Raw genomic sequence first — 13,959 nt, 5'->3', positions numbered from 1 at the left:
TTATTTCATATTTTCTTCGATCAGTCGCTTTGCCTCAGCAATCATTTTTTCGTCCTGAAGCATGACGTAGGTGCTGCGTCCCTTCTGCGAATATGCATCGGTGCTTCGTGTTCCCTCGCCTTCGAGCGTGAAGGACTCAACCTGCCAATTGGTTCCTTTGTCCAGCTGATAATTCACAAGAGAATAAATCGTCTCGGAAGGCATATCCGTCTGGAAGCTGTCAGCCACGGCATCGAGCACCTTGCTGTAATTTTTGAGCATCGCGGTGGAGGTCATCTTTGAAATCATCGCTTTGATCACTGCCATCTGATGCTTTGCACGCATGATATCACCTGCGCGGAACGCCTTACGCTCACGGGCAAAGTACAACGCAGCCTGACCATTCAGATGCAAATCTCCGGCTTCAAAATACATACCGTCGACCGAGGTAAAGGATGACTCATTATAGACATCAATACCGCCCAGCTCATCGATAATCTTCATGAAACCGCTGAAGTTCAGGCGCACATAATAATCAATCGTGAAGGTTTCGCCGTAAAGATGTTCCAGCGTATCTTCCGAACATTTGATTCCGTACAATCCGCAGTTGGTCAGCTTATCATATGCATAATCATGTAACGGACATTGCACATAATAATCACGCGGCGTGCTGATCAATTGCATCTTGCCTGTCTTTAAATTGACAAAGGCAATAATGTTGACATCACTTCGGCTTTGTGCAGTCACATCTCCGTAGGTATCAATTCCGCTGATATAAACAACGAATGTATCGCGATCTCCAAGTTCCTCCGCACGCCTTGTCTTTGATGCGGTCTTTATTTCAATGGTTCCAACTATACGAATGGAATCAGCAAAATGCGCCAAATCTTCGGAGTCGGACAACATTTCAATCGAGGCCTCGCGGATCAGAATCGCCTGTGTGCGTTCCTCAAGCAACGAAGTTGCCGCCATGGATTCGTTGTCAAAAATCTTGTAGGTCAGAGAAGGAACCTGCTTGCCAAGCTGGTTCTTGGCCTCTGCGGCATTTGTGTCATCCTTGGAATAACCAATGGAATAACCCTTGATATCGGACATGGTCTGCGCAGGATCACTCTTTCGCACCGCAACGGCATATGTTGTCGTAACATAATGCGTATCGCTCATCTTGTTCAGCGTATTGTCCACTTTTGCGATTGCCGTCGCACCATATGCAAACACTGCACAGAGCAAAACCAAAACAACAATCAGCGGAATTGCCCCCTGCTTTCGAATATTAAAGAATACAACCAGTCCGTTGACAATCAAAAAGAGAATGAAAATGGCAATCAGATATTTCATCGGCAATATCTCCATGGAGATGACCTTGATGCCTATCATCATCGCCATTGCAATCTCACATGCCAACAGCAGCCATACGACCATTCTGAGAAGAATTGCCGGCAGACTGTTCTTATCCTTTTTCCCTTTTTTATGATTGTTGTCGCTATTGTTATCCGTGTCATGATCGATATCCGTATCTGTATTGATGTCCAGATTCAGGTCCATATCGACAAAATTATCTGTATGATTCTTCATAGATTCCCTCAAATTCATTTTATGTATTTTCATTCGTAAGATGATGCAAATATTATATCACAAATCTACTTACAGCACATCCCTCAAATCCGTCATCCTGTTAAAAAAAGGGTCCTCCACGGTCAATGCCAAAAAATCCTCCGCCGTCATCGGAAAATGATGGATGGCATGCAGAAGTTGCACCGATACCTCCTTCTCATCCGACCGTTTTGACGGCGGGACAACAGACAGATACTGTGCAAAATATTCTTCGATGGCATCCTGCATCCGCGCAACACATTCGAGGTCTTCCTGTGTGCGCGTCTCCTTGGCATAAACCGGCTTTCCACTCTCATCAAAGGCGAGAACCTGAGGATGCAAAGCGGTCAGGATGGTTTCCAAAATATAATAGCTCTCATAAATTGATGACTTCGGATCCGATGCAAAAAAGGATTCGATGCACAGCTGTTTATCCGCCATAGCTTCCGGTTCAAGCTGTAAAAAATAAAATCCGGTCAGGGAGCAATCCAGCACTTTTTGCAGATAATATTGCGTAGTTCCCTTCGCCACAAAATCAAAAAATCCACACTTTGTTTCCCTGCAGTCGAGCGATTCAAAATAAGTCAGATAATTGCGGCGCAGTCTCTTTGCCTCGTCCATAATTTTTGACTCGTCATCCACGCCAAAGCGCACGCGAAGCTCCTCCTGCTTCGTTCCGAAGAAATGCATGCCACTGACATAATCGAGATCCTGCGGAGTGCTGACGCCGGCACGAATTGCCGCCGTTCTCGATGTCAGAACATAGTATCCTTTTTTCTCCGGTGCAAGCATGTGCATCAGGCGAAGTGGCAAATAACCGTCACGCGCACCGAACCACATCGCCTCCGTCTGTGTCATATCCATTTTTTGTGCAAGCCAGAGCATAAAATCCGTAATAATCGGCGCACAAAACAGATAGGCCACCTGCTTTGCATTCCGAATATGTACCGGCATCGCAGGCTCAAAAAACGGATTGTTAAACAATTTTGCAAAAAACATGCCATATTTCACGCGGTCAGACAGTGCTGCGGATTCCACTGCATCCTCCATGCCAAACATTCCGGACGCCTCACAGCAGTCAGACACACTTGCAATCTTTGCCGCCCAAAGTCCATGCTCGGTGGCGCAGGTATAATCTTTTCGTGCATCATCTCCAATGTGCAGGATTTCATAGGCCCCATAAGCCTCCCTGACGCGATCAAACAGATTTCCATCCTTACCGGTTCCGTATTCGCATGAAACAAAAATATCCGCATATCCATTTAAGTCGAACTGTGCCAGGAGGTCAGCAATTTGTTTTTTCGAATAAAACATATCCGTTGTGATGACAACCGTATAACCCTGCAGCACCCAGTTTCGATACAATTCACACATTTCTGTCCGCTCGCACAGGACGTGCAGATCCTGCTGCCATTCAAATTCTGCAAGCATATTGGCAGCCGTTGCGATTCCGGTATGTTCTTTCGCACAATCTGTGTGCTCCACAATACTGCCGATTCCCGCATCCGCAAGGTGCTCGATCACTTCCGATTCATCTGCCTGCACATCCTGCAGCAGGCAATAATATATTTCTTTCAGACGCGGCGCCGTATGACGGGACAATTCTTTTTCGATTGCGAGTCGTTTCTTTGCAAAATCCGGAAAAACAATTCCCATCTCCTGCAATCTGCAATCAAGAATCTGATAAAAATCCTGTTCCAGTGTCATTCTGCACAATAATGTATCAAACAAATCCATGCTGATTACCTGCGCCAGCTGTGCTTTTTGCGTGAGTTCTTCCGCGGAAAAGCAAACCGCTTTTTCCGGCAGGTTGCGCTGCAGAATGACCGGATTCAGCAAAAATCCGGACTGTCTTTTGGCCAGCAGATCCAATCCATCAATCGAGAGCAATGCAATTTTATTTTCGCGGCAGAGCACGCCGATCCGTTTTGCAATCGCTTTGCAGGAGCCCGGTCGCGCCACCACCAGTACAAGTGGCACCTGTGCATCAAGCATCTCTGGGACAGAAAGAATGGGGTATCCGTAGATTGCCCCATTGTCACGATATCCATCCAAAAATCCGATGATGGAAAAATATTCACTTAACTCCGGCAACAGTCGCTCCGTCTCCGTTCCGATTCCGTAAATAACGATTTGCTGTCCCTGAAACTGCAAAAGAGATTCCGGTAAATTCATGCACGGTCCTCCTCATGTGACATTCGAATTGATTGAAACAAATGCGTGTAAATAATATTGATGGTGGAACGATCCAAAGTCTGCATGCCTTTTGAATGAATGATCCGATCTACATCGGATGGCTGGAATAAATATCTGCGACTCTTTTTCGTGCAATCACAGTCGAGCACAAAGATGCAAAATTTCAGCCAGATGGAAATACCGCACAGTCCAAGATATTTGTGAAGGACATACAGTTGACGCTTTCCGCGACGAAGCGCCTGTCTCATTTTTTTGTTTGTAAAACGGGAATAGGATCCGACATAAGGAATAATGATAAACACTCCGTTTTTGGTAATGATCAAATCGTCCAGATCCGCAGTTTTTCCGTCCACAGTCAGCGACAGACTGGTCAGCAGCACATCATCCGAGCGAAGCGCATTTTCGATCGTATGCGTTACACGCATTTCATCATCCATACTGATGCTGCGGTCGCGCGTTTCTTTGCGGTAGACATAATAGTCTTTCCAGATCCATTGAATATAGAATAAAAAGGCAATCAGTACACAGACTGCCAGGAAAATACAAAAATACTCCATAAAAACACAAACTCCTTAAAACTCCCACATGCTCATCATCAACTTTTCACAGCCTTTTGTCAATATCTTTTTTGCGGCGCAATTCCCGTGTCACGAGAGTATCGATTCCCCCGCCCGTTTTCGCTCCCTGATTTTCCCGCGTCACGAGTATTATTTGCTGAAATGTCATATCTTCGATACAGTCAAAATCGGAGGTTTTCAGCAATTATGTTAAGTGCATATGACATCGGTACACTGCTTCGTCAGTATCGTTTAGAAAAGGGATTGAACATCCCTGAGGTCAAACAAATTTTTACTGATAAATATCACACCCGGGTCAGTGAAAAGACCATCTACAATTGGGAAAGTGGTCAGTATAATATCAGCATGCAAAAATTTGTAATTCTATGTGAAATCTACGAGTTGCGTTCCATGGTTCCAATTCAGAAACAATCGCAAAAAAAGATTTTGACCATCTCGCCTCCCGAGAAGGCTTTAATCGAAGCCTACCGTGCCCATCCGGAAGTCCAGTCTACCATCCGTAAGATTTTGGATTTGCCGGACCCAAAGCCAAAAGACGAGGTATCAGAAGAAGACAAATAAAATACAGAGCGAAAACTCAGGCATACAAGATTTGCTCCGTATGAGATATCAAACATCATAGGGAACAGCTTGTATGCCTCTTTGTCGTGTATTCAAAGATTGGCCAACAAAAAGCGGTACATATCACAGAGATATGTACCGCTTTTGATTTTATGCTGTTATGCTTTTTATTTTTTGCTTCTAAACTTTAATACCGCTCCGGTTGCTCCGGCAATCAATGCAATTACCGCCAGTCCCAGCAAAGTCCAAAGCATCACAGGGTTTACACTGTTCTGTTCTACGGCCTGATCTGCAGCCTGACCTGCAGCAGGAGCCTGCCCTGCTTCAATTTCGGTTGTCACAGTCTTGTCATCCGAGCCCTGAACAGCTTCAGATTCAGAATTAGAATCCTCAGCCACAACAGCTTCCGGATCTCCTGCACCTGCGCGCTTGTTCTTTTTGTCCTTATCCTTCTTGTCCTGATTCTTTTTGTCCTTGTCTTTTTTATCATGATTTTTTTTGTCATGATCTTTTTTGTCATGATCCTTTTTGTCATGATCCTTTTTGTCATGATCCTGTCCGTCATCATTCTGATCGTCCTGATTCTGGTCATCCTGATTCTGATCATCCTGATTCTGATCGTCCTGATTCTGATCATCCTGATTCTGATTATCCTGATTCTGGCCGTCGTTATGATCGTCCTCATCTGCCGGTGTTTCTGCGTGCACCGGTACGAAAACAGAAGGATCTACTTCTGCGCTGTCATCTTCCGTGTCATCTCCGGATGTTTCGTCAGCCATGTTAACCAGTCTGATATCCGCATTTTTGAAAGTAAATGCATTATCACGGCCGTCTGCTGCGGAATTTCCGAATCCGAATACCACATGGCAGTTATCAAGTGTCACAGCACTGGTAAAAGTAACCTCATAATGGTTAAAGCCTGCTGCATCCGCATTGTCTGCGTCATAGGTGACGGTTTCAACATCTCTGACAACGGCCCATGAGCCGCCTGCTTCCTGAATAATATACTGGAATGTCTGATTGGTATTGCCGGTCATCTTGTAATCAAATGCAAAGCGATAAGTATATCCGGCACCAACGGTGAAGTTGGATGAAGGCAGCTGCCATGCATACCAGTTGGCTCCGCTCAAGATATTTTTCATTGTGACAGTACCATTGTCTGTGATTAAAGAAATGGTATTGCCATTGCCGTCATCACCGGTCCAGGTTGTATTCTCGTTCAACGGATTTTCATCTACCTGCACACCCTGATGTGCGCCTACGAGATGCGCATTGTCAAACTGTACATCCACATTCTTTGCAAAAGTATATACGATTGCAGCATTCGCAAGGTCTGTATCGGTGGTAAATGCAAATTTGTAATTCTTGACACCGTCTTCTGCGCGATAGCGATAAACTTTTGAAAGGACTTCTCTGTCTAAAACAAATCCGTCTTCTGTCTCTTTGGTCGCAAAAACGGATACTTTGACTGCAGTATCTTCTTTTGCATACAGATCGAAGGAGGCAGCATAATCATCTGCGCCCATCGCAAATCCGGTCTGATAAATCTGAGCCGGAGTATTTTCATCTGCAGAGATTTGTGCACGGCGCTCATAATATTTTTTGCCGTCTGCAATTGCTTCGTAGTTGCTCTTGGATGCCACATCAATAACGGATACATCATTTCCGGTCAAATCTTCTGTCGTATAACGCGGAATCACTACGGTTGTACCGTCTGCAGCAGTCCAGTATCCAAAATGATCATTGCCCTGATCAAAGGTGCTGTTGTACAAAAGCTCTCCTCCGGCAAGCACCTGACGTCCGCCGCTGACATCCTCGATGGTTGCAGGGTCAATGATTTCTACTTTCACGTTGGAAATGTATACTTCGCCGGTTCCCTGTGCACCGAGATTGAATTCAATACGGCAATTCTCAAAATTCTCGCCCTGGTTCCATGCAAATGCATAGCTTGACGGTGTGCTGTTCAGTTTCACATTGGAAACCGCATAGGTAGACCAGCCTGCGTATTCCTTTGCATCGCAGTTGACGGTCTTGCCGACCATGTCGCCTGCTGCATATGCATCAAAGCTTACTTTATAAGTATAGCCTTTTATGGCATTGAAATGTCCAATCAGCTGGTTGGAATAATCCTGTCCACCTGCTTTTGCAATATTAACTTTTGCCCAGGTCTTTCCGTCTGCATCAGTATATGCCTGCAAACCGGCACCTGCAGCATCATCCTGGTTTGAAAGATACCATTTATCAGCATCGGTTGCTGCATCATTGAGTCCACCACCGGTTCCCACAAGGGTATCCTCCGCGATTTCTCCAATCATGTTGCGGCCACTGTATGCTTCCCAGTCGGTCTTTGCATTTTTGTCCACGGTCTGCTTTGCTGACTTTGGATAACCTTCCGTCTTTTGGAAGCAGCGCACATAATCCACATACATATTGATATTGCCACCAAATGCTGCGCGGTTTGCTGCGCCACCGAAATTGCCTGAATCCACAGCAAGATTTAAGATTGCATAAAACGGCTGATCAAATGGTGCATCAAAGCTTAAGCTGTCCGATGCACCCGAAATGCCGCTTGCCCATTCTGTGGAAGTATAGATGACTTTGCCATCATAAATCCAGTCGATTTGACCCGGTTTCCAGTCAATCGCATAAGTATGGAAAAATCTCACATCACTGTCGAGTCCGACATATCCGCTTCCTTTATATACATGGTTCGGTGTGCCCCAGTGCAAGGTACCGCATACCTCATCCGCATGGGTTCCGGTTGTCTCAAGAATATCAATTTCTCCGGATACCGGCCATCCTCCGTAAATCGAAGTGCTCTCCGGAAGCATCCAGAATGCAGGCCATGCACCCTTGGTCTGTGGCAGGGAGATGCGTGCTTCTACATAGCCGTAAGTCGTATTGAACAATTCTTTCGACGGTGAAGTGGTGCGAATACGGGCAGAAGAATACTTCTTTGCACTCTCGCCTGCGTAAACAATTCCATTGTCTTCATAAGATGCTGTGATACGAAGCAGACCATCTGCCTGTCCGTCTCCCGTCAGATCCTCATTGACCGCAATATTCTTGGAATCTTTGGTATAGCATTGCAGCTCGTTGTTACCCCATCCGTAATTGCCGCAATCGGTGGTTCCGTCACCAAGCTGATATGCCCACTTATCCAGGTTCAGACCTGTCGCACGGTCCACGGTATCATTTCCGTAGTTGCCATCGAATTCATCGCCCCAGATCAGTTCATATCCTTCTTTTTCGATTCCCGGATCCGCATAATCATTGATGCGGTTGTTCTCGGTATCTGCAAAATTATATTCGCTGTCAGAATCCGGAGTGGTGTTCTCCTGCTCATCCTTTTCGCCGGCGATTTTGACATTTTCGATTGTGACGGTTCCCGCACGATTGGCATCTTCGCCGCTCATCTGTCCCAATGCAAAATATAATGTCTGATTTGCAAACGTACCTGATGTAATTGTCTTTACATAATGATATGTCTGACCTGCTTTGAGCGATACGGTGTCAACAATCATTCCTGAATCGTCCAACTTAATCAGGACTTTTTTGTCTACAGTGGAAGTCAGATCGGCAGCCACCGTATATTCCGTCTGGTCTCGCAGTCCGAGACTGTGAATCATATACTGGATTGCCCATTCTCCGTTCCAGCCGAAATTTCCTGCATTGATGACAGCTTTAGCGCCGTCCTCGGTCACTACCGCATTTGCACCTGCCCAGTCAGAACCGACATACAATTCCGTATCGGCCGCTTTCAGATTGATGGAAGGTGCATCCACAACCACATCGCTTCCGGTATTTCCATCCTGTCCTTCCTCTGTTCCTGTCTCCTGATGGGAAGTCAGTCCCATGATCTTCGCATTGGTCACAGAGATGGTCTTGCCCACATTCTGTGATTCCGCACCAAACATAATGGCCAGTTTACCATTTGAGACAAAATTGGAAGTTGCAGCTGCTGTTGTTGCAGTATAGTGATATACCTCATTCGCCTTCAGGTGAATCACCTGCTTGTCTTCCGGAAGAATCGAGCTCCAGCTTCCGGTCTCCTGCAGGTTCAGATGCACGATGGCATCTTCCGGACAAAGGAAATCCATGCTGATCTGGTATGTTTCCCCGACTACCATTTCAAGCGCATGCGTGTACTGGATTGCATAAAGCTGTCCTCCCGCAGCCGTCACAGACACGGCTGCGCCGCCCTCGATTTCACTCATGGAACCGGCACCTCCTTCACCGGTCCAGAAATCCCAGTTGCCAATCGACAAAAGATTTACCGTCTCATTTGACATTTCCTCTGCCGCTACCGCAGGAATGCTTCCGTACGGCATTGCCGTCGCCATCACCGTTGCTGCAAGCGCAGCGGCAAACGCACGACGTCCAAGTAACTTTTTCTTCATCGTAAAAACCCCTTTCTGATATTTTTAAGCACATTGGTTGCTCAATTCCTACTATATTTACTCGTTTTTCAAAATGTTAGGGTGCAAATTTTAGTGAGGTGTCATTTTTTTATTAGTGACTGTTTTCCTTTTCTGTGATAAAGTAATAAATGTGTTTTATTGTTCGATTTTTAAAGGGGAAAAACATGAAGATCACAATTAAAGTAGGGTCGTCAACTTTGACCCACAAATCCGGCAATCTTAATATCCGCCGGATGGAAAAATTAGTAAAAGTATTATCTGACTTAAAAAATGAAGGGCATGAAATTGTGCTGGTCTCTTCCGGCGCCATTGCAATGGGGGTCGGTAAACTCCCGATTACAAGTCGTCCGAGTGACATTCCCGGGAAACAGGCAGCCGCTGCTGTCGGACAGTGCGAACTCATGTATATATACGATCGCCTCTTTGGCGAATACAATCATGTCGTCGGACAGATTCTGATCACCAAGGAAGATCTCGAGGAACCGGAGCGACGCTGCAATCTCGAGAATACCCTGTTCAAGCTGTTCGAATATCATGCGATTCCGATTATCAACGAAAATGACAGCATCAGCACTGCGGAAATTGCAGTCGGCGATAATGATACGCTCGGTGCGCATATTGCCACTGCCGTACAATCCGATTTGCTGATCATCCTTTCCGATATCAACGGTCTTTATACTGCAGATCCACACAAAAATCCTGATGCAAAACTGTTGCATACGGTTACAGAAATCACACCGGACATCACCGCTCTCGCAGGTGGCGCCGGAAGTCATTTTGGTACCGGCGGTATGGCAACCAAATTGTCCGCTGCACAGATTGCAACCGGAAGCGGCATGGATGTGGTCATTGCAAACGGGAGCGATCCTTCCGTTTTATATGATATTGTTGCAGGGAAAGAAGTCGGCACACGATTCCTTTCTCATGTGAATGAATAAGGAGGTATTGATTATGAGGGATTTACACATTTCATTCATTGGCTGCGGAAACATGGCATCTGCCATGATTCATGGAATCATCAAGGCCGGAAAAGTTGCACCGGACAATGTCATGGCAAGCAACCGTTCCCGGGAAAAGCTGGAAGCCATCCACGCATCCTGTGACATCCGCACCACTACTGACAATTGCGAGGCAGCTGCGTTTGCCGATGTTTTGTTTTTGTCTGTCAAACCGCAGTTCTATGAACAGGTCATCTGTGAAATCAAAGATGACATCCGTCCGGAATGCCTGATTGTCAGCATTGCACCGGGCAAAACGCTTGCATGGCTGTCCTCTTTGCTTGGAACAGACAAAAAAATTCTGCGCACCATGCCAAACACACCGGCTATGGTTGGCGAGGGCATGATGGGCATTTGTCCGAATGAACGGATGACCGAAGACGATGTGCATTTGTTGCAGGATATCTGCAAGAGTTTTTCACGCACGCAGGTCGTAGGGGAACATCTGATGGATGTGGTCACCGCTGTAAGCGGAAGTTCTCCTGCCTATGTGTTTCTTTTTATTGAAGCAATGGCGGACGCTGCAGTTGCAGGCGGAATGACGCGTTCCCAGGCTTATGAATTTGCCGCGCAATCTGTGCTCGGAAGTGCTAAAATGGTATTGGAGACCGGCAAACACCCGGGTGAATTAAAAGACATGGTCTGCTCACCTGCCGGAACCACAATCGAAGCCGTACGCGTGCTCGAAGACAAAGGACTTCGCAGTGCTGTCTTTGAAGCAATGATGGCTTGTTTAGACAAATCCAAGGGTATGTAAATAATGAAATGAGGGACCAATAATGAAATTATTAGAAGAACGAATCCGCAAAGACGGAATTGTCCGCGCGGGAAATGTGCTGAAGGTGGATAGCTTTTTGAACCATCAAATGGACATTGAATTGATTAATGAAATGGGCAAAGAATTCAAACGCCTTTTTGCAGATGAGCAGATTGACCGCATTCTCACGGTTGAAGCTTCCGGCATCGGAATTGCCTGCATCGTAGCACAGTATTTCGGCGTGCCGGTTGTCTTTGCAAAGAAAAGCCAGACCAAGAATATCGACGGCGATGTCTACAGCTCCAAGGTGGAATCCTTTACACACGGCAGAATCTACGATGTGATGGTTTCCAAAAAGTATATTCACGAGGGCGATCGCGTTCTTTTGATTGATGATTTTCTTGCAAACGGCTGTGCACTGCTCGGTTTGCTTGAAATTTGTGAAGAGGCAAAGGCACATGTTGTCGGCGCAGGAATCTGTGTGGAGAAGGGGTTCCAGCAAGGCGGTGACTTAATTCGCGAGCGTGGTATTCATCTTGAATCACTTGCAATTGTGGATGCAATGGACTCACAAACCGGAGCAATTACCTTCCGCGAGCAGTAAATCACTTGACAGTTCAGCGGAATCGCGCTATATTTATAACTCCGCGTTTTCAAAAAATAGGGAAGAGAGAACAAAAACTATGAAATATGATGTAACCATAATCGGCGCAGGTCCGGGTGGAATTTTCGCCGCATATGAATTAATGAAGCAGTCTCCGTCCAAAAAGATTGCTGTATTTGAAGAAGGACATCCGCTTGCAAAGCGTAAATGTCCAATCGACGGGGTAAAAGTAAAGAGTTGTATCAAATGCCCTACCTGCTCTATCATGAGTGGTTTCGGCGGTGCCGGTGCATTTTCGGATGGAAAATACAATATCACCAACGACTTCGGTGGCACACTCTATGAACATGTCGGAATGGACAAAGCGACCGAACTCATGAAATATGTCGATGAAATCAACATGAAGCACGGTGGCGAGGGCACCAAGCTCTACTCCACTGCAGGAACCGGTTTAAAGAAGCTTTGCATGCAGAACAAACTGAAGCTCCTCGATGCTTCCGTTCGCCATCTCGGCACAGATATCAACTATGTTGTTTTGGAAAATATCTATGATGAGTTAAAAGACAAGGTAGATTTTTATTTTGACACACCGGTTGTCAAAGTTGAGGCAATGAATCCGGGCTATCGCATTTCTACCAAGGATGATACTTTTGAATCTGACGAATGCATCATCTCCGTAGGACGCAGCGGAAGCAAATGGATGGAAACCGTCTGCCAGGAAATGGACATCCCGACCAAGTCCAACCGTGTCGACATCGGTGTCCGCGTGGAACTTCCTGCAGTCATCTTCTCTCATCTGACTGATGAACTCTATGAGAGCAAGATTGTATATCGTACCCAGCAGTTCGAAGATGCAGTCCGCACCTTCTGTATGAACCCGAACGGTATGGTCGTAAACGAAAACACCAACGGAATCGTAACCGTAAACGGACACAGCTACGAAGGTGATGAATTAAAGACGGAGAATACCAACTTTGCACTTTTGGTTGCAAAGCATTTCTCTGAACCATTTAAAGATTCCAACGGCTATGGCGAATCCATCGCACGCCTTTCCAATATGCTCGGCGGCGGTGTCATCGTTCAACGTTTCGGCGACCTGGTTCGCGGAAGACGAAGCAACGAAAAACGTATCGAAGAAGGTATGGTTCGCCCTACGCTTGCAGCAACACCGGGCGATTTGAGTCTGGTGCTTCCAAAGCGTATCCTCGACGGCATCATCGAAATGATTTATCAGTTGGATAAAATCGCTCCGGGTACTGCAAATGATGATACCCTTCTCTATGGTGTCGAAGTCAAATTCTATAATATGGAAGTGGAACTCGATGAGCATCTCGAGACCCGCCACAAAGGATTATATATCATCGGCGACGGCAGTGGAGTCACCCACTCCCTGTCTCATGCATCAGCTTCCGGTGTATATGTAGCCAGACGCATTTGTGGGCTGGAATAAATAATTGATATGATAAAGTCTTCCGCATCAGGCCTCGGCCGATGCGGGAGATTTTTTTATCTCAGTCGGGATTACAATCTCCGACTGAGATAAACGCTCCACGAGCGCTGACGCAAATCTCGCGCCAAGTCTCGCGAGCGAGACTTGAATGAGCCGGGATGCTGTTGCTGGGCTGGGATGCATACGAACCCTAGGTTTTTTGGCTCGTTCGTATGCTTTTGCCGCACTGGAATGCGTACGAACCCTAGATTTTTGGGCTCGTTCGTATGCTTCTGCCGCGCTGGGATGCATACGAACCCTAGGTTTTTGGGCTCCTTCGTATGCTTTTACTGGGCTGGGATGCATACGAACCCTAGATTTTTTGGCTCCTTCGTATGCTTTTGCCACGCTGGCATGCATACGAACCCTAGGTTTTTTGGCTCCTTCGTATGCTTTTGCCCGCTGGGATGCATACGAACCCTAGGTTTTTGAGCTCGTTCGTATGCTTTTACTGGGCTGGCATGCATACGAACCATAGGTTTTTGGGCTCCTTCGTATGCTTTTGCTGCGCTGGCATGCATACGAACCCTAGGTTTTTGGCTCGTTCGTATGCCTTTGCTGGGCCGGCATGCATACGAACTCCAGGTTTTTGGGCTCGTTCGTATGCTTTTGCCGCGCTGGCGTGCATACGAACCCTAGGTTTTTTGGCTCGTTCGTATGCTTTTGCTGGGCCGGCATGCATACGAACTCTAGGTTTTTTGGCTTGTTCGTATGCTTTTGCCGCGCTGGGATGCATACGAACCCTAGGTTTTTGGGCTCCTTCGTATGCTTTTACTGGGCTGG

9 protein-coding genes are annotated in these 13,959 nt (G+C 46.4%); 5 read left to right on the top strand and 4 right to left on the bottom strand.

Annotated features, from left to right (window positions below; all coding sequences use genetic code 11):
- From CSX02_RS13050 to CSX02_RS13040, 3 genes are all read right to left on the bottom strand, one after another.
- Complete coding sequence (locus CSX02_RS13050; protein ID WP_189281585.1) at positions 1 to 1,554, bottom strand: LCP family protein; 1,554 nt, start codon at positions 1,552 to 1,554, stop codon at positions 1 to 3.
- 69 nt (positions 1,555 to 1,623) lie between these two features.
- On the bottom strand, positions 1,624 to 3,747 hold the full coding sequence (locus CSX02_RS13045; RefSeq protein WP_099386991.1) for a hypothetical protein: 2,124 nt from the start codon (positions 3,745 to 3,747) through the stop codon (positions 1,624 to 1,626).
- Entirely contained in the window at positions 3,744 to 4,325 is a 582-nt protein-coding gene (locus CSX02_RS13040) for a hypothetical protein (RefSeq protein ID WP_099386990.1), read from the bottom strand. Before CSX02_RS13040 ends, CSX02_RS13045 begins: the two co-directional genes overlap by 4 nt.
- Positions 4,326 to 4,532: 207 nt before the next feature.
- Between CSX02_RS13040 and CSX02_RS13035 the strand changes: the two genes are divergently transcribed.
- Positions 4,533 to 4,907 (top strand): helix-turn-helix domain-containing protein, encoded by a 375-nt coding sequence (locus tag CSX02_RS13035; protein ID WP_031546022.1) that lies wholly within the window; start codon positions 4,533 to 4,535, stop codon positions 4,905 to 4,907.
- Between the two features lie 167 nt (positions 4,908 to 5,074).
- On the opposite strand, the gene CSX02_RS13030 is transcribed toward CSX02_RS13035, so the two are convergent.
- A complete protein-coding gene (locus tag CSX02_RS13030; RefSeq protein ID WP_099386989.1) occupies positions 5,075 to 9,307 on the bottom strand; it encodes a glycoside hydrolase family 16 protein in 4,233 nt (1,410 codons plus the stop codon).
- Positions 9,308 to 9,492: 185 nt separating this feature from the next.
- Here CSX02_RS13030 and proB point away from each other — a divergent pair, with 185 nt between their 5' ends.
- The 4 genes from proB to CSX02_RS13010 all read left to right on the top strand — a co-directional run bounded on the left by proB (position 9,493) and on the right by CSX02_RS13010 (position 13,137).
- A complete protein-coding gene (gene proB / locus CSX02_RS13025; RefSeq protein WP_099386988.1) occupies positions 9,493 to 10,266 on the top strand; it encodes a glutamate 5-kinase in 774 nt (257 codons plus the stop codon).
- Between the two features lie 13 nt (positions 10,267 to 10,279).
- On the top strand, positions 10,280 to 11,083 hold the full coding sequence (proC, locus tag CSX02_RS13020; RefSeq protein ID WP_099386987.1) for a pyrroline-5-carboxylate reductase: 804 nt from the start codon (positions 10,280 to 10,282) through the stop codon (positions 11,081 to 11,083).
- A gap of 22 nt (positions 11,084 to 11,105) precedes the next feature.
- Positions 11,106 to 11,687 (top strand): xanthine phosphoribosyltransferase, encoded by a 582-nt coding sequence (locus CSX02_RS13015; protein WP_031546011.1) that lies wholly within the window; start codon positions 11,106 to 11,108, stop codon positions 11,685 to 11,687.
- A 79-nt stretch (positions 11,688 to 11,766) separates the two neighbouring features.
- Positions 11,767 to 13,137, top strand: a complete 1,371-nt coding sequence (locus CSX02_RS13010) for an NAD(P)/FAD-dependent oxidoreductase (protein ID WP_099386986.1) — start codon at positions 11,767 to 11,769, stop codon at positions 13,135 to 13,137.
- Positions 13,138 to 13,959: the final 822 nt, after the last annotated feature.

It is taken from the genome of Agathobacter ruminis (assembly GCF_002735305.1).
In the GTDB taxonomy this organism is placed as follows: Bacteria; Bacillota; Clostridia; order Lachnospirales; family Lachnospiraceae; genus Roseburia; species Roseburia ruminis.
The sequence above is the reverse complement of the archived record's forward strand: the minus strand, read 5'-3'. Positions and strand labels throughout refer to the sequence as shown.